The 17,540-nt window shown below is 72.0% G+C and carries 16 protein-coding genes and 1 pseudogene; 7 read left to right on the top strand and 10 right to left on the bottom strand.

Annotated elements, in window-relative coordinates:
* Positions 1-36 precede the first annotated feature (36 nt).
* From AB8A24_RS02970 to AB8A24_RS02985, 4 genes are all read left to right on the top strand, one after another.
* Complete coding sequence (locus AB8A24_RS02970; RefSeq protein WP_328959935.1) at positions 37-561, top strand: GNAT family N-acetyltransferase; 525 nt, start codon at positions 37-39, stop codon at positions 559-561.
* Positions 562-663: 102 nt separating this feature from the next.
* Positions 664-1,455: a class I SAM-dependent methyltransferase gene (locus tag AB8A24_RS02975; RefSeq protein WP_369474545.1), complete on the top strand. Its 792-nt coding sequence runs from the start codon at positions 664-666 to the stop codon at positions 1,453-1,455.
* 50 nt (positions 1,456-1,505) lie between these two features.
* A complete protein-coding gene (locus AB8A24_RS02980) occupies positions 1,506-1,910 on the top strand; it encodes a DUF4440 domain-containing protein (RefSeq protein WP_328959933.1) in 405 nt (134 codons plus the stop codon).
* 49 nt (positions 1,911-1,959) lie between these two features.
* A complete protein-coding gene (locus AB8A24_RS02985) occupies positions 1,960-3,042 on the top strand; it encodes a hypothetical protein (RefSeq protein ID WP_369474547.1) in 1,083 nt (360 codons plus the stop codon).
* Between the two features lie 23 nt (positions 3,043-3,065).
* Here AB8A24_RS02985 and AB8A24_RS02990 read toward each other — a convergent pair whose 3' ends face one another.
* Entirely contained in the window at positions 3,066-4,013 is a 948-nt protein-coding gene (locus tag AB8A24_RS02990; protein WP_328959931.1) for a nucleotidyl transferase AbiEii/AbiGii toxin family protein, read from the bottom strand.
* Between the two features lie 159 nt (positions 4,014-4,172).
* On the opposite strand from AB8A24_RS02990, the gene AB8A24_RS02995 reads away from it, so the two are divergent.
* Complete coding sequence (locus AB8A24_RS02995; RefSeq protein WP_328959930.1) at positions 4,173-4,682, top strand: NUDIX domain-containing protein; 510 nt, start codon at positions 4,173-4,175, stop codon at positions 4,680-4,682.
* A 578-nt stretch (positions 4,683-5,260) separates the two neighbouring features.
* Here the strand turns inward: AB8A24_RS02995 and AB8A24_RS03000 are convergent.
* Entirely contained in the window at positions 5,261-8,443 is a 3,183-nt protein-coding gene (locus AB8A24_RS03000) for an amidohydrolase family protein (protein ID WP_369474550.1), read from the bottom strand.
* 147 nt (positions 8,444-8,590) lie between these two features.
* Between AB8A24_RS03000 and AB8A24_RS03005 the strand changes: the two genes are divergently transcribed.
* On the top strand, positions 8,591-9,496 hold the full coding sequence (locus AB8A24_RS03005; RefSeq protein WP_369474551.1) for an aminoglycoside phosphotransferase family protein: 906 nt from the start codon (positions 8,591-8,593) through the stop codon (positions 9,494-9,496).
* Positions 9,497-9,592: 96 nt separating this feature from the next.
* On the opposite strand, the gene AB8A24_RS03010 is transcribed toward AB8A24_RS03005, so the two are convergent.
* Positions 9,593-10,144, bottom strand: a complete 552-nt coding sequence (locus AB8A24_RS03010) for a hypothetical protein (protein ID WP_369474619.1) — start codon at positions 10,142-10,144, stop codon at positions 9,593-9,595.
* Between AB8A24_RS03010 and AB8A24_RS03015 the strand changes: the two genes are divergently transcribed.
* Positions 10,052-10,729: an alpha/beta fold hydrolase gene (locus AB8A24_RS03015; protein WP_369474621.1), complete on the top strand. Its 678-nt coding sequence runs from the start codon at positions 10,052-10,054 to the stop codon at positions 10,727-10,729. The two genes, AB8A24_RS03010 and AB8A24_RS03015, sit on opposite strands and share 93 nt — an antisense overlap.
* A 123-nt stretch (positions 10,730-10,852) precedes the next feature.
* Here AB8A24_RS03015 and AB8A24_RS03020 read toward each other — a convergent pair whose 3' ends face one another.
* The 7 genes and pseudogenes from AB8A24_RS03020 to AB8A24_RS03050 form a co-directional block, all read right to left on the bottom strand.
* Complete coding sequence (locus AB8A24_RS03020; RefSeq protein ID WP_369474553.1) at positions 10,853-12,037, bottom strand: cytochrome P450; 1,185 nt, start codon at positions 12,035-12,037, stop codon at positions 10,853-10,855.
* Positions 12,027-12,767, bottom strand: coding sequence for a tRNA-dependent cyclodipeptide synthase (locus tag AB8A24_RS03025; protein ID WP_266479700.1), 741 nt, complete (start codon positions 12,765-12,767; stop codon positions 12,027-12,029). The genes AB8A24_RS03020 and AB8A24_RS03025 overlap by 11 nt, the downstream gene beginning before the upstream one ends.
* A 266-nt stretch (positions 12,768-13,033) precedes the next feature.
* A complete protein-coding gene (locus AB8A24_RS03030) occupies positions 13,034-14,104 on the bottom strand; it encodes an endonuclease/exonuclease/phosphatase family protein (RefSeq protein ID WP_369474555.1) in 1,071 nt (356 codons plus the stop codon).
* Positions 14,105-14,119: 15 nt separating this feature from the next.
* Positions 14,120-15,391 (bottom strand): serine hydrolase domain-containing protein, encoded by a 1,272-nt coding sequence (locus tag AB8A24_RS03035; protein WP_369474557.1) that lies wholly within the window; start codon positions 15,389-15,391, stop codon positions 14,120-14,122.
* Positions 15,392-15,478: 87 nt separating this feature from the next.
* Entirely contained in the window at positions 15,479-16,351 is an 873-nt protein-coding gene (locus AB8A24_RS03040) for a PhzF family phenazine biosynthesis protein (protein WP_369474623.1), read from the bottom strand.
* 66 nt (positions 16,352-16,417) lie between these two features.
* Positions 16,418-16,639, bottom strand: a pseudogene (locus AB8A24_RS03045) (SAM-dependent methyltransferase); the annotation flags it as partial.
* Positions 16,640-16,721: 82 nt separating this feature from the next.
* A complete protein-coding gene (locus AB8A24_RS03050; RefSeq protein WP_369474559.1) occupies positions 16,722-17,120 on the bottom strand; it encodes a hypothetical protein in 399 nt (132 codons plus the stop codon).
* Between the last annotated feature and the right edge of the window lie 420 nt (positions 17,121-17,540).

The following is a 17,540-nucleotide window of genomic DNA, read 5'->3' on the forward strand; positions in this document are numbered from 1 at the left end:
CGCGGACCGGTCCGGCCGACTGTTATCGTCCGAGGTATGCCCGAGCTCATAAGCCCCAGCCCTCACCTGCACACGTCCTGGCTCGCCGCGCAGCGGGAATGGGGACCCGACGCCCACATGGACGGCGGCGGGCTCGGCTCCGACGACGAGGTGGACACCCCGGAGGGCTTCGCGGCCTGGGTGGAGCGACTGCGCCGCTGCTCGGACCGCACCCTGCCGGTCGACCACGGCCGGGTCCACGCGACGTACTGGTGGATCGCCGAGGGCGACACGTACCTGGGCGCGATCGACCTCCGGCACTACCTGAACGGCTTCCTTCTCGACGCGGGCGGCCACATCGGCTACAGCGTCAGGCCCTCGGCACGTCGCCGGGGCCTGGCCACCTTGGCCCTGGGGGCGGTCCTGCACGAGGCGCGCGTCCTGGGCATGGACCGGGTCCTGCTGACCTGCGACCCGGACAACGAGGCGTCGATCCGCACCATCGAGGGCAACGGCGGCCTGCTGGAGGACGTCCGCGACACCCTGATCGGCCCCAAGCGGCGCTACTGGATCGACCTGTAGCCGTCCGCCCCTCGGCGTCACAGCGTGCGGTCCGTCACCGCGCATGGAGGCGCCCCGTGTCGTTCCACCGCCGTACCGTCGCGGTGGGTCGATAGTGGGGTGGTGAGCGACAGGCCGGAAGGACCCGGGCAGGGTGGTGCCGAGGACGGTACCGCCTGGTCCGGACGTGACGGGGCGCGGGCATTCGCGGCGGTGGAGGCGGCCACGGACTGGTTGCTCGGGTATCCGTTCGTCTTCCGGGCCCTGGCCCACCGGATCGGCGCCGGCGAGGTCCTCGTGGACTACGGATGCGGCCCGGGCAAGGTCGCCGACGAGGCGGCCAGGCGGCTGGGGACGCGGGTGCTGGGGGTGGACACCTCCCGGGAGATGCTGGCGGCGGCCCGCGGCTCGACGACCGCCGTGGCCGCTTACCACCTGGTCGAGGACGGCTGCGTGACCGCCCTGCCGGACGCCTGCGCGGACGCGGTGATGTGCAACCACGTCCTGGCCTCGCTGCCGACCGAGGCGGCCGTGCTCGCGGTGTTCAGCGAGATCCGCCGACTCCTGCGGCCGGGCGCCCCGTTCGTCCTGCTGGTCACCGATCCCGCCTGCGGCGGCACGGAGTACGCCTCGCTGCGGATCGGCGACCCGGGCGAGGTGTACGCGCCGGGCGACGAGCTGACCGTGCGGCTGCGGCGCACGGACGGCTCCTGGCAGGACGTACGCAACCACGCGTGGCCCGTCGGATTCCTCCCGCCGCTGCTGGAACGCGCGGGATTCCGGGACGTCGTCCAGCACCGTCCCACCGTCGACGAGGCACTGACCGTGGCCGACGCGGACTTCGCGGCCGGCCGCGCGTGGTCGGCCGAGCGGGCCTCCCCACCCCTGGTGATCACGACAGCGCTCGCGACCTGATCCGACGGTCGGGGCGATCCCCGGGCGGTCCTCGGTGTTACTGTCGCGCCATGTCGTCCAAGGCCGAAATAGATGTGGTGACCGCCGAGTTCTTCGGCGCATTCGACAACCGCGGTGGCAAGGCCGCCGATCTGGACCGGATCCGGCGGCTGGTCCTGCCGGGCGGAGTGATCACCATGACCGGACCGCAGTTCACGGTCTACACGGTGGACCAGTTCATCGAGCCGCGCCGCCTGCTGCTCGCCGCCGGCGGGCGTCTGGTCGATTTCTCCGAGTGGGAGACCTCCGAACGGACCGAGATCGTGGGCGACATCGCGTCGCGGTTCGGCGAGTACCGCAAGTCCGGGACCCTGGACGGCAAGCCGTTCGAGGGGGCGGGGACCAAGACCATCCAGTTCGTCCGCACCGCGGACGGCTGGCGGATCGCCGCCTTCGCCTGGTACGACCAGCCCTGAGCACGGCCGGCCGAACCCTTTGGCGCGGCCTTCGAGGAGAGTCCCCGACATGTCGCTCACCCGCGGCGGCGACGACGCGCCGATCCCCGTTCACGGCACGGTCGAGACGATCGCGCTGCCCGAAGAGACCGGGACGGTGCGGGACATCGCCCCCACCGACCGCGGGATCGTCCTGCTGTGCGACGACGGACGGATCCTGCGCCGGGACACCGACTCGGGCCGCTGCACCGATGTCGCCCGCACCACGGTCACCGTGCCGGCCGACGTCGAGCCCTGGGACGACCGCGTACAGACCCTCCGGCTGCACGCCTCGCGCGACGGCGCGTTCGCGGCCGTCGTCATCGACTACGGCCGCACGGGGGAGGTCCTCGACCTGTCCACCGGCCGCGTCACCGTCCCGCTGGAGAACGACGGGTACCAGAGCGACACGGTGGCCTTCTCTCTCGCGTTCACCGAACACGCCGGACGCGTCGTCGTCCTCCACCGCAGCGAGTGGAACCTCGTCGAGGCCACGGACGCCGCCACGGGCGCCCAGGTCGCCCGCATGCCGGCGGCGGACGGCGACTCCCCGGCCTGGTCGGATCACTTCCACGGCGCCCTGCATCCCAGCCCGGCGGGCACCAGGATCGCCTCGGACGCCTGGGTGTGGCACCCCCTCGGCCGGCCCGTCGTATGGAACCTGGACCAGTGGCTCACCGAAGGCGAGCGCGCCTGGAGCGGGGACATCGGCTGGGCCGGTCTGCCGGCCTGTGCGTACTACTGGGACCGCCCGCTCGTCTGGCTCGACGAGGACCGCCTCGTCCTGGCGGGTCTGGGCGACGACGAGCGGGAACTGCTGCCCGGGGCCCGCGTCTTCGACCTCGGCCGCCGAGGGCCGGGCGGAGCCGGCGCCACCGAGGAGCCCCCCGAGATCGCGGCCTTCGGCGGGCCCCAGGGCCGGTTCTTCGCCGCGGACGGGCTCCTCCATTCCTCCTCGGAGTCCGGGCTCGAGATCTGGAACCCCACCACGGGTACCCGCCTCGGCGCCCTCGCCGGATTCCGCCCGACGCACCACGACCTCACCCGTGGCGAACTGCTCGAACTCTCCGCCGTCGGACTGCGCCGCCTGCGGATCGCCGCCGCCGAAGCCTGAGCGCCGCCGGAGCCTGACCGCCCTCAGGCCGGGACGTGCGGGGCGAGCGCGGTGCGGAGTCGGGCGAGCCAGGCGGCGGCCGACCCACCCACCCCGGGATGGGCCGCGCGGAAGCGCTGCCACGCCCGCTCGTCCACCCGTACGCCGGCCAGGCGCGGCGGCGCCGGGAAGGGCCGCTCCCGGCCCGCCTCGGCCAGCAGCACGGCGTCGTACAGGTCCTTGCACCGCGGACCGGCCTCGGCCTCGGCGTCCGCCACCAGCCACCGCAACTTCCAGGCCAGGGAGAGCCCGAGGCTCGCCGTCCGGACCACCGTGACCCCGCCGTCGCCGCGCGGCACGGCCGTCCGGACGGGCGCCTCGGGCAGCCGCTCGTCGCGGGAGAAGTCCAGCTGCGCCATCCCCACCGGCCCGGAGTCCGCCCGCCACGGGATCAGGATCCTGATCCCCGGGGGCCCGAACTCACCGTCCGTGTACGTGTAGGCCCAGGTACCGTCCCGGCGCGCCCCGTCCGCGTCCAACAGGACGCCCGCGGCGGCCCGCGGACTGGCGCGGATCCGCTCCAGCAGGTCTTCGTACGGCGGGAAATCCGCCGGCTCCGGCTCCGGTTGCCAGACCAGACCCTCCGGCGGGACGTACGCGCGCAGCCCGCGCGTCTCGAACTCCGCCTCCCCGTCCGTCCATATCTCGTAGCGGGCCGCACCGTCGGCGGCTTCCGGCCACTGCTGCACGGTGCCGTACCCGGGGACGTACGGATGGGGATGGCGCGGGTCGACGGGGACCGGCGACGGCGGCATCACGACGAAGTCGAGGTCACCCGGCGGCCGGGCCCGGTCGCCGACCCACGCGGGCATGACCATGCTGCCGCGCAGGACGAGGTCGTCGCCCCACGCGGATTCCGTGATCAGCCGCAGCAGATGGTCGAGGGCGGCGCGGCCGGCCCCCGCCGCCACCGTCCGGTCGTTCACCGTCATGCGGCGACTGTATGCGCCGCCACTGACAAGGACGTGGCCCACTGGATCAGGTCGGTGTGGGGACACTCCGAGGACTCCGGACGGAGCGAGGGGCTCGGGACGCCCTCCCGGTGGCGCCGGGAAGCGGCGTTGTCGGTGGGCTCTGCCAGGGTGTGCGTCGTGGATGAACTGGTGGAGCGCGTCGACGATCAAGATCGTGTGCTGGGGGTAGTAGTCAGTCGCCGGCAGGCCGTCCGGGAGGGTTGGCCGCACCGGGTCGCTGTGACGGTGTGCCGTGATGAGCGTGGGCGGATCCTCGTCCACCGCCGGTCGGAGCAGTTGTGGCGCTTCCCCGGGCTCCATGAGGTCGAGGTTGGTGGCGCCGCTCATGTCGGCGAGTCCTATGAACAGGCCGCCGCGAGGGAGTTGACCGAAGAGCTGGGTATTCGTGCGCTGCCGCGCCTGCTGTTCACGTTCCTCAACCACAGCGGTTTGAGCCCTCACTGGCTCGGCGTGCACGAGGTCGTGGTGTCGGATGCGGATGCCTTGGTCCCCGATCCCGACGAGGTCGCCTGGCACAGTTGGCTGACCGAGCCGGAGCTGCGGTCGGCCCTGCTGGAGTGGTGCTTCACCCCAGACAGTCACGAAGCCATCAGCCGGTATCTCACGTTCCGGACCGCGCAATCCTGACCTTGCCGGCCTTTGCTTGCACAGGTCTGCCTGTGCCGCGATGTGTCTTCACCTTGGTGCGGCCGCTTCGGGTTCTCAGGATCGGCCACCGCATCGGCTTCTTGATCGCGCGCGGCCGGTCCCGGCCGGAACGGGTCGGCAGCAGACGGGAGCGCACTTCCCGGGCGGCTTCCTTCCAGGGCCAGGGGGTGGGTCTGATGGAACGTGGGCCGATGGGCATCGAGGAACGTGACCGGAAGGTGTACCAGCCACTACGGCGGGCTGGTCTGGAGGCCGTACCCAACGCTGTTCCGGTGGGTACGATGCCCTTCGTTCTTGGATGGGGCGCCGTTCGATGATCGGCGCGAGTTCCTCCTGCGGCTTCCCCAGGGCACCCGTTCGCACCGCGCCTTCCTGGAGCGCCTGCACGGCTACCACCCACCGGCGCTCTGGACTCGCGTCCGGCTCCTGGAGCGTTGGGACATCATGGGCCGAGGCGCGGCATCCGCATTCCTCGGTGTGTACTCGGGCCACCCGGGCTTCGGCATGATGGCCCTGGACGGCAGTGTGTATGTCTGTGCATCGACGGGTGAAACGTCCTAGCCGTGCGGGGTGCAGCAGCCGTCGCGCAGCATCTGGTCCAGCACGGTTCGCCAGTCCTCGGACTCCGGGGCCGCCGGGGTGAAGGCCCGCTCCAGGGCGGGGCGTTCTCGGAGCGTCCCGCCGCGGACCGTGGCCCGGACGCGCACCAGGTCGTCGAAATCGGTGAAGGGGTCGCCCCCGATCAGGGTGAGGTCGGCGATCCGGCCGGGCTCGACCGTGCCGAGCCGGTCCGCGACGCCGAACATCCGGGCCGGGGTCACGGTCACCGTCGTCAGGGCCTCCGCCGGGGACAGGCCGTACCGGTGCAGGGCCCGCAGGGCCAGGTGGAGATGGAGGCCGACCGGGGTGAGCGGTGCGTCGGTGCCGAGCGCCAGGCGCCCGCCGCCCGCGATGACACTCCGGTAGACGCCGACCTCCCGCTCCAGGGCGAGGCTCTGCTCCGTACTCGGCGGCGCGGCTGCCGCGGCCCGCACGGCCGCCACGTCCCACGGAGGCATCAGGGACGTCACCCGGACATCGTCGGCGAGCGCCGGGTCGGCGCCGATCAGCGGGAGCGCCGTGAAGGGGGTGGCGATCAGGTCGAAACCGCCGTGCGTGTAGACCTCCAGGGTGTCCTGGTACGTGTGCCCCCGCGGGGTCGCGCCGTGCCCGTACTCGGCACGCTCGGTCGCCACCAGATGCGTGGTCAGGTCCTGGCCGGACCGAATGCCGGGGGCGCACAGATGGGAGCCGGCCAGGACACCGAGCCGCTCGTGCGCGAACCGCGCGGCCTCGGCCATGTACGGGTACGGCGCCCGTACGTACGTCTTGACGAAGTCCCAGTCCAGCGCCGCCGCCCGGGCCAGCGAGCGCGCGAACCCCGCACGCGTGCGATGGGCGCGCCCCATGCTGTAGGCGACCCGCGAGCCGTCGAGGAGCTCCCCGCCCGCCAGCAGGCGGGGGGAGGCGAGCCGTCCGGCCCGGATGTCCTCGCGGAGCCGGGCCTGTTCATAGGCGGAACCGCCGAGCGAGACCACGGTGGTGACCCCGTAGGCGAGGTGCAGCGCGCCCTGCCGCGCCCCGTAGGTGTAGGGATACGGATGGACGTGGGCGTCCCACAGGCCCGGCAGGACCGTACCGTCGGAGGCGTCCACGGTGCGGGTCGCGCGGCGGCCCGGCCGGTGCGGTTCGACGGCGGTGATCCGGCCGCCACCGATCAGGACGTCGACGTCGGCGCGGGGCGCGGAGCCGGTGGCGTCCCACAGCAGTCCCGCGTGCACGACGGTGTCGACGGGTGCGGGGCGCCGGTAGGTCAGGGAGACGGGCACGGTCCGGGGCGCTCCGGCCGGTGCGCCGGCAGCGTCGAGGGCGAGCAGGCGAAGCCGGGCACAGGACTGGTAGAGCAGGGTGCGGGAATCGGCGGACCACGAAGGATGGTCGGCGGGTTCGTCGGTCAGGCGGCGGGCCGGTCCGGTCGGGGTGCCGTCGGGGGCGACGGGCAGCAGCCAGAGGGCGGACTCGCCGACGCAGGCCAGGAAGCGGCCGTCGGGCGACCAGACCGGGCCGGAGGCGTAGCGGTCCGCGAGCGAGGCGTGCGGGGCGAGCGCGTGCAGGCGGGCCGCCCCGGTGCCGGCGTCGACGATCCGGATGAGGTTGTAGCCCTCGCGGAAGCGCCGGCTGAGCCGGTTGCGGTCGCACAGGGCGAGGTGGCGGCCGTCGGGCGACCAGCTGGGCGGGCCGGGCAGACCGCCGCCGCCGAGGGCCGCGATCAGAAGGGTCTCGGTCCCGGTCGCGAGGTCGCGGACGAGGAGTCGGCCGGCGAGGTCGAGGGCGGCGAGCTTGGTGCCGTCCGGCGACAGCACCCCGTAGACGCGGCCGCCGGGAGCGAGGACGGCCTCCCGGCCGGTGTCGAGTTCCCGGCGGCGCACGCTGTTCAGGCCGTCGCGGTCGTCGGTGTAGACCAGCGCACGGCCGTCCGGGCTCCACACCGGACCCTGGACGTACGCCGTGACGGGGGCCTGGACGACCTTGCGGAGTGCGCCGCCGGTGACGGGAACGACCCACAGGGCGTTCAGCGCGGCGAAGGCGACGCTGCGGCCGTCGGGGGAGAGCGCGGGCAGGTGGATGCCCCGGACCGGAAGACTCCGCTCGGCCTCCAGGACGTACTCCTTGACCCGGTAACGGGGCCGGGGCACCTCGAGGGTGGCGTCGAGGGGGATCTCGCGGCCGGCGGCGCCGCCGTCCCGGTGCGGGCGGATCACCCGGAACCGGCCGTCGAGGGTGATCAGCAGCCGGTCGTCGCCGATCCAACGCGGGGGAGCGGGGGCGAGGTCGCCGTCGAGGGGGACCGGCCGGCCGTCGACGATGAGGGAGAGGTTCTCGGCCTTGCGGGGACCGGGAGCCGCGGACAGCCAGGCGGTACGTCCGGCCGGGGAGAGCGCGGGAGCCAGCAGCCGGCCGTCGGTGACGGTGTGTTCGACCCGGACCGGGTCCCCGGCGGCGGGTTCCGCGGCCACGGAGGCGATGGTCCGGGCGGTCAGGGTTTCCCCGGCGGGTGTGCCGCGTACGAACAGCACGCGCGCGCCGTCCGGCGACCAGACCGGGTCGAAGTCCTCCCACTCGCCGTCCTGGCCGGTACCGTCCTGCCCGGGCAGTCCCGTCAGCCGGCGCGGGCGGCCGCCGGTGACGGGGACGGTCCAGATCCGGTACGGACTCCCGGCCACCGGATCGCCGCCGCGCTCGGAACAGAAGGCGAGGCTGCGGCCGTCGGGCGACCAGGCGGGCGCGCGGTGGTCGAACGGGCCGTCGGTGAGCGGGCGCAGGCCGGAGCCGTCCGCGTTCATCACCCAGATGTGGAAGGTGCCGCCGCGGTAGGCGCTCATCGCCACCTGGCGGCCGTCGGGGGAGAGCGCCGGACGGCCGGGTTCGAGGTCGGGCGGGGTCAGCGGCGTCGCCGGGGAACCGTTCGGGGGCAGCGACCAGAGGACGCCCTGCACCTCGGCGACGACCCGGTCCCCGGTGGCGGAGGCGGTGGCCGCGCCGTTGGTCGCCCGGGTGAAGCGCAGCCGGACCAGGTCCCCCGCGGCGTTGCCCGGGGTGACTCCACCAGGCGTGGCCGACGCCTCGGAGGCGCGGCCGAGCAGCGCCGTCAGGGCGCCGGTGGAAGCCGCCTGCAGAAGGGTCCTTCTCGTGACTCGCACCCCGACCACTCGCCCGTCCGTCGATGACTGCCCGCATGTCCTGTCGGTCACGCAAACGATCACGACCCCGATCGGGCAACGGTGCCGCGCGGGCGCTCCGGCAAAAGGGTTTGACCTGGTGGGCGGTCGGCGATCGGATGGCGGTCCATGAGCACTGCACAGATGCATCCCGACGCGCACCCCGTCGACGAGGAGCTCGTACGCCGGCTGATCGCCGGGCAGTTCCCCCGGTGGGCCGACCTGCCCGTGGTGCGCCTGCCGTCGCCCGGCACGGTCAACGTGATGTACCGGCTGGGTGACGACATGGTCATACGGCTGCCGATGCTGGCGGGCGGGGCCGAGGACGTGGCGATGGAGTGGGAGTGGCTGCCCCGCCTGGCACCCCGACTGCCCACGCCCGTCCCGGAAATCCTCGGGGCCGGGAAGCCCGCCGAGGGGTATCCGTGGTCGTGGTCGGTGCTGAGGTGGCTGGCGGGGGCGAACCCCGAGGCCGGGGCGCTGCGCGAGCCCGTGGCGCTGGCCCGCGACCTGGCCGGGTTCGTGGCGGCGATGCGGAGCGTCACCCTGCCGGGGGCGCCGAAGGCCTACCGCGGAGGGTCGCTCACCCTCCTCGACCCGCCGACCCGGGCGGCGATCGAGCAACTGCGCCGGATCCCGGAGGAGGGCATCGACTGCGATGCCGTGGCCGCCGTATGGGAGGACGCGCTGCGGGCCCCGGACCCGGACGGGCCGCCGGTGTGGCTGCACGCCGATCTGACGCCGGGCAACCTGCTGGTGGCCGGGGGCAGGCTGAGCTCGGTCATCGACTTCGGGTGCATGGGGGTGGGGGATCCGGCCTGCGATCTGTTCCCGGCGTGGAACCTGTTGCCGGCCGATGCGAGGGCGGTCTTCCGCGCGGAGCTCGGCGTGGACGACGCGACCTGGCGCCGCGGCCGGGGGAGGACGCTCTCCCAGGCGCTGAACGCGCTGCCCTACTACCGCACGACGAACCCGGCGATGGCGGCCAACGCCCGGCACGTGATCAGGGAGGTGCTGGGGGAGTACCGACGGTGAGGCCGACGGTGAGGCCCGGCCGGGCCCGGCGGGAGCGCGCCGGGTCCGGCGGGAGCGCGCCGGGTCCGGCCCTGCCGCTCGGCGGTCGTGCGGTGCTCAGGAGCCGGCCGCGGAGGTGCAGGCCGCGCTGCCGCCGCAGAAGGTGACGTCCCAGTGGTTGCTCTCCCGCGCGTAGACGTTGCCCGCGGCGGACCGGTAGCGGGCGGCGCCGTCGCCGCGGTCGGCGATCCGGGTGAAGCTGTTGGTGACGTAGGCGCTGGCGCAACTGGTCGGGCTGAAGTCGATCTTGTAGCCGTTCCAGTGGCTGTAGGTGCCCGAGGCGTGCCCCACCTCGGTGCCGCCCGTGATGGTGAGGGCGCAGTGGCTCGCGTTGCGCAGGGTGCTGACGTCGCTGATGGTGGCGGCGTTGACCTGTTCCAGCGAGGTGCACGTGGCGTTGTTCCGGTTGCTGCAACCTCCGCTGGAGGACAGGCCGATGCCGGCGGCCCGGCGGACTCCGCCTACCTCGGTGACCTCGGCGGTCTGTCCGCGCACCGCCGGCTGATCGTCCTGGACCTGCGCGGCACCGGCCGGTCCGCGGTCCCCGAGGACACCTCCTCCTACCGCTGCGACCGCCTCGTCGAGGACGTCGAGGCCCTGCGTGAGCACCTCGGCCTCGCCCGGATCGACCTGCTCGCCCACTCGGCCGGCGCGAACCTCGCCGCGCGGTACGTGGCCCGGTACCCGGACCGGGTCCGCAGGCTCGCCCTGATCACCCCCGGCACCCGGGCCGTCGGCGTGGAGATCACGGGGGAGAGCCGGCGGGAACTCGCGCGGCTACGGACGGACGAGCCCTGGTTCCCGGAGGCGTTCGCGGCGCTGGAGGCGATCACCGCTGGCGCCGGCACCGGCAGCGACCGGGAGGCCATCAGCCCCTTCTTCCACGGACGTTGGGACGCCGCGGCCCGGCAGCACCAGGCAGCGGCCCGGCCGGACAACGCGGAAGCCGTCACCCTCTTCGCGGCCGACGGCGCCTTCGACCCGCGGGCCACCCGGGCCGCGCTCGCCACCTGGCAGAACCCCGTGCTGCTGCTCGCGGGGGAGTTCGACCTGAACAGCCCCCCTCGGTCGGTGGCCGCGTTCGCCGAGCTGCTCCCGGGCGCCACACTCGTCGTACAACCCGGCGCGGGTCACTACCCCTGGCTCGACGACGCCGACCGGTTCGTGGCGACCACCGCGGCGTTCCTGACGTAGCGAGCCCTACGACGCCCGGGCGCGCGGCGGCCCAGGGGGCGGGCAGGGCGATGGCCCCGGCCGGATTCCCCCCGGCCGGGGCCATCATCGGGCAGGCGCGTCGTCCCCCCGCGCCGACACGATCTACCAGAGCACGGGCAGGCGCTCCGGGATGCGCTTCATGAAGCGGGTACGCCACACGAGCTGGTCGACCGGCACGGCGAGAGCGAGGTCGGGCATCTTCTCCAGGAGCACCTCGATGGCGATCTCGGTGTGCCGCTTGCCGAGAGCGGTGGCCGGGCAGTAGTGCTGTCCGCCGCCGAAGGAGAGGTGCGTGCCGGCGTTCGGCCGGTCGATGTCCGCGACGTGCGGGTCGGGGTACACGTCGGGGTCGGTGTTGGCGGCCTCGACCAGGACGAGCATGAGCTCGCCCTTCTTCACCTCGACGTCGCCGAGGGTGAGGTCCTCCAGCGCGAGCCGGGGCAGGCCGTCGGCGATCGACAGGTTGATGCGCAGGAGTTCGTCCACAGCGGCCGGGATCTTCTCCGGCTCCTTGCGCAGCCGCTCCCACATCTCGGGGTTCTGGAGGAGGGAGACGATCGCCATGGTCAGGAAGCCCATGGTGGAGATGACCCCCGCGCCGAACAGCGTGACGCCCACGGTGGCGAGCATCTCGTCCGTCAGGTGGTCGTAGTCGGGGTCGTTGCGCAGAGCGGCGAGCTCGGCGATCAGGCCGGTGGTGGTGGGGTCGTCGAGCCGCTCCACCATGTAGGCGATGTCGCGGTCCCAGTTGAGCTTGGCGCCGGTCACCGGGCAGGCCGAGTTCATGAACGCGATGTCGAGGCTGGCCGCGAGGCGCGGCGCGTCGGACTCGGGAACGCCGAGGATGCGGCAGTGCAGGTTCTCGGCGTACGGGTTGGTGAACTGGCCGCGCAGGTCGACCGGCGCCCCGTGGCTCAGGAGGCCGTCGACCAGGCTGGTGGCCTGGGCGCGCATCCAGTCGGTGAGCCCGTCGGTCTTGGGGTTGATCGCCTTGAGCACGGCCTTGCGCAGTCCCGCGCCGGTGATGTTGCCCATGTTGTTGACGACCTCGGGCGGGATCGTCAGCGCGTACTGGCGGGGCACCCCGGGGGCCGAAGTGTCCTTCAGGCTGAACCGGGGGTCCTCGAGGACCTGCTTGGCCAGCGGATAGGAGGAGACGAGCCAGGCTTCGTCGCCGGCTATCGTGCGCACCCGCTTCACCGGCTCGCCGCGCAGATCCTCGATCTCGGGCGGGAGCTGATCGCCGCGCGCCGAGAAGGGGAAGTCGAGCAGGGTGTCAGTGGGCATCGGAAGCTCCTTCGGCGGGGGTGATGATGGCGTGACCCTGGTTGCGCGAGGCGCGCAGTCCCGAGCCGCGTGAGTAGAGCAGTTCCGCCATGGGCAGGAGCTGGTGGTAGCAATTGAGGGAGGACGGCACGCCGAGAATGGCCGGCGTGTCGAGGAAGAGCGGCATTTCCGCGCAGACGTACTCCAGGCACACGTCACGCTGTCGCGTGGTGGCGGCCTTCCCGTTCAGCACCTTGGACGAGAGGAACGCGTCGACCAGTGAGTTGCTGGTCTTGCGGAACTCAGGGTCCGTGTCCAGCAGGTTGGTCAGGTGCCGGTGGAGCGCCCGATAGGCGGGGATGTCGGTGAGGGAGGACATCGGGCGGGCACGGAGACGGGTGCCGGTGGGATCGGCCTCCGCGGCGGCGTTGTTGACCTTGGCGCGGACGCCGCGCAGGTTCTTCACCGCCTTCCGCCGTGCTTCGTCCTCGCCGTAGCCGAGAGCCTCGTACATCTCGGCCACGTGCATGTCGGTGTAGATGAGATCGACCTGCTCGAAGTTGCGCAGGCCCCAGTGGGCAAGGTCATTGACACGTTGGGCCGAGAAGTAACTGTTCCCCGGGGAAATACCTATGACGGCATGATCGCCTTCGGTGCTGATCACCTGGCAATGCGGGGTGTACGGCCGGACTGTGAAGACTTCGGTTGCTGTCGTCAACAGGGGTCGGGTCCTTTGTGCCGCTAGTCCCATGGGGCCCTGTGCCCCGGGTGTGGCGGCGACGTGACAGAAAGCTACCCGAACTCTGAGCGACGTTCCATGTCTTCTGGGTAGTAACTCATCTGGCGGACAACACAGTTGACCCGGGCATCTTTTGAACGGGCTGGATCCGGGCCTTGGTGGCGGCCGGGCAGCTGTGTTTCACCGGCCGTTTCCGGAATGTCCGCCGGTATGAAATCGGTCGGCCGACCGGAATTCCTCCCAGCCGATTCCGGCCGCGAGTCGACGCTGAAGGACCATCAGCCACCGCTTGCTGTACGGGCTTTTCCGGTCGGTGCGCGCGACGGGCGGGCCGACCGGGAACCGTGGGGAAGGCGGAGTCGGTCGGTGGTCGAGCACGGCGTCAGTAGTCGAGCACGGCGAGGACCGGCGCGTGGTCGGAGGGGCTGTCGTGCGGTGCGGCCGGGTGCGCGCCGTCCACCGTCGGCAGCTGCTCCGGGCCGGTGAAGACCCGCTCCAGACGGGGCAGCAGGGCCTGGCTCAGCAGGATGTGATCGATGAGCTCCTTCTGGCCCTCGAAGACGCGGGAGAAACCGCCCTGTTCCAGGATGCGCGGTGCGAGGTTCCACAGGCGCCGCGGGTCGTCGAGGTCGGTGTCCTGGAAGCCACCGGCCGATCTGCGAGCCGGGCGGGCCGTACAGGATCTGCGTGGTGGCCGCCTTGAACTCGTCGTTGAGGTCGCCCATCACGATCACCTCGTGCGTGAGGCCGTCGCCCCGCAGCAGCTGGTCGGCCACGAAGCGCATGGTGACGGCCTCGGCGGCGCGGCGGTACAGGGCGTACGCGGCGTAGCGGGCCCGCAGTCGCTCGTCGTCCGTGCTGTGACGGTTACCGGGGAAGGTCAGCAGCTTCGACTTGAGGTGGCAGACGGCCACTCCCACGGTGTGGCCGGGCGCGGGGGTCCACCGGACGACCAGGCCACCGCGCCCCATCCTCCGGGTCATGGTTCCGTCGTCCTCGACCTGGACGGGCGGGAGATGGTCCGGGAAGGCCGTGCGGTCCTCGACCACGGTGAGCGGCCGACGGCTGAGGAAACCGGCCCGGATGCCGCGCCGGTCGGGGTGGGTGGACAGGGCGATGTGCCAGTCGCCGTCGAGCCTGTCGACCAGATCGGTCAGCGCCTCGTGGCTGCCCACCTCCTGGACGCCGAGGAGATCGGGCGCGAGACGGTCGATGGTGGCCGCGAGGCCCTGCAGCTTCGCCTCGTAGGCGGCCTCGTCCTTGGCGGCGCAGCGGTTCGAGGGAGGGCCACCCGGGGGCAGGGGGCGGCAGAGGTTCTCCAGGTTCCACGTACCGACGACCACGCTCACGGCTGCCCCCCGCCGTCAGCCTGCCTTGGGTGCGACCGGTTTGTGGCCGGGATACACGTGATCAGGGGTGACGATGCTGGTGACCGCCTCGCCGAAGAGCGTGCTGGGCTCCTGACCCTTGTACTGGCTGTCGGTGTTCAGGACGATGACCATCGTCGCCTGGGCCGAAGGCAGGTAGACGGGCAGCACCTCGTACCCGGGGATCGAGCCGTTGTGGCCGATCCAGCCCTGGACGTCGAAAATGCCGAGTCCGTAGCCCGCGCCCGGGATGTCCATCGGGGTCGTCTTCAGTCGTTCGGCCTGCGTCGCCGGCTTCAGCAGCGTGCCGGTGGCGAGGGTACGGGCCCAACTGCGCAGGTTCTGGACGTCGGAGACCATCTCTCCGGCGGCCCAGGCCCAGGACGGATTCCAGTGGGTCGAGTCCTCGACCTTGCCCGAGGCCGTCTGGTCGGTGTAGCCGTGCGCGTAGGGCGTGGGCAGGGCCGGGCTCGTCGGGAAGACGGTGCTGCGCAGCCCGGCCGGTCCCAGGACGTCCTTGGCGATCACGTCGTGGAGCGGCCGGCCGGTGATCTTCTCCACGACCAGGCCGAGCAGGATCAGGTTGGTGTTGCTGTAGTCGAACTCCGCACCCGGCTCGAACAGCACGGGGTGCTCGAACGAGACGTCGAGCAACTGCTGCGGTGTGAAGGACTGTTCCGGATCGGCCTCGAACTTCTTGACGAAGCTCTCGTCCAGGCTGTAGTTGAAGAGCCCGCTGCGCATGCCCGCCAGTTCCCGCAGGGTGATGCGGTCACCGTTCGGAACCCCTGTGACGTACTTTCCGATGGGGTCGTCCAGACCCACCTTGCCCTGGTCGACGAGCTGGAGGAGGGCGGTGACGGTGAACGTCTTGGTCTCACTGCCGATGCGCACGTGGAGGTCGGGAGTCATCGGCGCGCCGGTCGCCTTGTCCGCCACGCCGAAGGACCGCAGGTAGCTCCCCTTGCCGGGGGCCCACAACCCGACCGTCACACCCGGCACCTGCGCCTCGCGCATGACCCGGCGCACGGCCGCGTCGAGTTGCGCCGCGACGGCCGGTGTGAGGGGCGTGAAGCCGGTATCGGCGTCCGAGGAAGGGGTGGGGGCCGGGGTCGGGGTGGGCGTGGGAGCCGCGGCCGCGGAGAACGGAACGGACCGTTCGGGAGCGGACGCCTCCGACGCGGAGCCGGCGGCCGCCGGGGCGATGAGCACTCCTGTTGCGGCGGCGGCCGCGCAGGCCCGGCGTAGCCGGAGGTGGGTTGGCTTCACGGCATGGTCTCCTGCCGTCCGAGGACCCGGGCAACACCATCAGCGTAGGTCCGCGTGCCCCCGATCGCGCGGTGAGCCGCCCGCCCCCTAGGAGGGCGGGAGCTCGCGCAGGTGTCCCTCCCCGACGAGCGCGACGCCGCCTCCGACGCGTACCGGGCGGATGTCCCGGCCGTGGCCGTCGGCGCTGACGGTCATCGTGCTGGGTCGCCCGGTGAAGCGCCCCTGGCGCAGCAGGCCGCGCTCCCCGGAGCCGATCCGGCCGTGGCTGCGCAGATAGGCGGCGGCACAGCCCGCACCGCTCCCGGTGGCTACGTCCTCCAGGAGTCCGTCGTTGTTCCAGTGCCGGCCCTCCATGGCCGCGGCATCCAGCAGGTAGGCGAACTCGGCGCCGACGCGGGCCAAGGGCGCGTCGAGCGGCTGCGTGACGCGGGCGCGGGCGAGCGCGTCGCCGCGTACGGGGAGCACCAGGTAGCGCAGGCCCGTGGAGACCACCTCCGGGGGCAGATCGGGGTCCAGGTCGGCCGGATCGAGGGCGAAGAGGCCGGCCAGGCCCTCGGGGTCGGGGCGGCCGAGGAAGGCGGCCGCGCCCTGGTCGAGGAGGCTCGCGTACCGACCCGGTCCCCGGCGTTCGGTGGTGACCTCCACCTGACGGCCGGTCAGGCACAGGGTCCAGGCCTCGTGGTCCGCGGCGCCGTGCAGGTCGTGCAGCACCGCGGCGGCGCCGAGGAGGGGGTGCCCGGCGAAGTCCAGCTCCCCCGCGAGGTCGAAGACGCGCGCCCGCCACGTGCGTGGCCGCCCGGGCGAGTCGTCGCGGACGAGGAAGACGGACTCGAAGTGCCGCAGTTCTTGAGTGATCGCCCGCATCTGGGCACCGGTCAGCGGATCGGCTTCGGGGAACACCGCGAGGCTGTTGCCGCTGTAGGGGCGGTCGGTGAAGACGTCGACGTGGTGGTAGCGCATGGCGGCGACGCTACCGGGGGAGGTGGAGCGCACGGGCGGTCCGCGGCGGCGGGGGCATGACTCCGCCACGGCCGGTTCGGCGTCCACCGCCGTCACCCTCGCTCCGCGCTCGCACGCGGCCGCGGTCCCCGTACCCGTTCCCACGTCGAGCACACGCGTGCCCGCCTCGACCCCGGCGGCGTCGAGCAGCACGGGCACCGGGTACGCGCAGAGTTTGCCGAAGCTGCCCGCGTAGGCATCGGCCTGTGCGGCCCACGCGCGACGCTCGGAGGTGTCGAATGCCGTCACCGTCATCGGTCCCTCCCCAGAACCGTCCCGGGGAAGTCGCTCTCCGGGGCTTTCCGACGCTAATGCATCGATCACAGCGCCTTCACTCCGGCCGCACGCGTGGCGTGTCGGCACCGGGCCGGTCGGGCCTAAGAGTTTCTTCCCGACCTGCCGAGGTGGTGAGGTTTTCGACACGGCGGTCATGGCGGTGGCGTGCCAGTTCCGTGGCGGGCACTACCGCTGCCAGGAAGACGGCGAGACTCGCCCACAGCGGCAGCACATTGTTGAGCACGACCAGGTTCACGCCCAACACGAACCCGTAGAATATTTCGATCCAGAATGGAACGATTCCGTGGTTGAGGAACGTCGGGAGAATGTATCGATCTCGGCAGCCGATTTTCGAGAGATGTCGGATGTAGATGATGCTGGCGAATGCCGCGATGGCGGCGGCGGCAATGATCGTCGCGATACGCATGAGTTTCTCCAGTTCTTCCCTGTCCATCCCCCTTCCAGGGAAATGGGCAGGAAGGAACACGTCACGACCCGGAATCCCGTGGCTTGACATCCGACCTAAGCGCTGTCCCGCAATCCCACGAGGCTGAGGGTCATGCCGTGTCCGGGTCAGCGCCGATGGCACCGGCCGAGCGAAGTGATCGCCCGAGGTCTCCGGTGAGGATGCGGGGGTGGCGCCGCCACCACCACAGGTCGGGGCCGGGCAGTCTGTGGAACTGATCGAGTGCTTGACCGTCGTCGTCGATAGTCACGGCCTTGTACTGGTCGTCCAGAGCTTTGATCTGCGGGGTCCAGAGCTGGACGACGTGTTCGTCCAGCTGTCGGCGTACGGCTCAATCTGCCCAGTCGCGTACGAGTGAACGTGCTCAGGCTCTGCTGCTCTGAACCTATGGCTATATAGACATAGAAG

Origin of the sequence: Streptomyces sp. BF23-19, from assembly GCF_041106355.1 — a bacterium.
GTDB classification, from domain to species: domain Bacteria; phylum Actinomycetota; class Actinomycetes; order Streptomycetales; family Streptomycetaceae; genus Streptomyces; species Streptomyces virginiae_A.

Coding starts and splice junctions, on each gene's coding strand:
- AB8A24_RS02990 (WP_328959931.1), bottom strand. CDS start 4,013: ATGACGGTGAACGACCGGACGGTGGCGGCGGGGGCCGGCCGCGCCGCC.
- AB8A24_RS02985 (WP_369474547.1), top strand. CDS start 1,960: ATGTCGCTCACCCGCGGCGGCGACGACGCGCCGATCCCCGTTCACGGC.
- AB8A24_RS02980 (WP_328959933.1), top strand. CDS start 1,506: ATGTCGTCCAAGGCCGAAATAGATGTGGTGACCGCCGAGTTCTTCGGC.
- AB8A24_RS03025 (WP_266479700.1), bottom strand. CDS start 12,767: ATGGGACTAGCGGCACAAAGGACCCGACCCCTGTTGACGACAGCAACC.
- AB8A24_RS03020 (WP_369474553.1), bottom strand. CDS start 12,037: ATGCCCACTGACACCCTGCTCGACTTCCCCTTCTCGGCGCGCGGCGAT.
- AB8A24_RS02970 (WP_328959935.1), top strand. CDS start 37: ATGCCCGAGCTCATAAGCCCCAGCCCTCACCTGCACACGTCCTGGCTC.
- AB8A24_RS03005 (WP_369474551.1), top strand. CDS start 8,591: ATGAGCACTGCACAGATGCATCCCGACGCGCACCCCGTCGACGAGGAG.
- AB8A24_RS03040 (WP_369474623.1), bottom strand. CDS start 16,351: ATGCGCTACCACCACGTCGACGTCTTCACCGACCGCCCCTACAGCGGC.
- AB8A24_RS03050 (WP_369474559.1), bottom strand. CDS start 17,120: ATGGACAGGGAAGAACTGGAGAAACTCATGCGTATCGCGACGATCATT.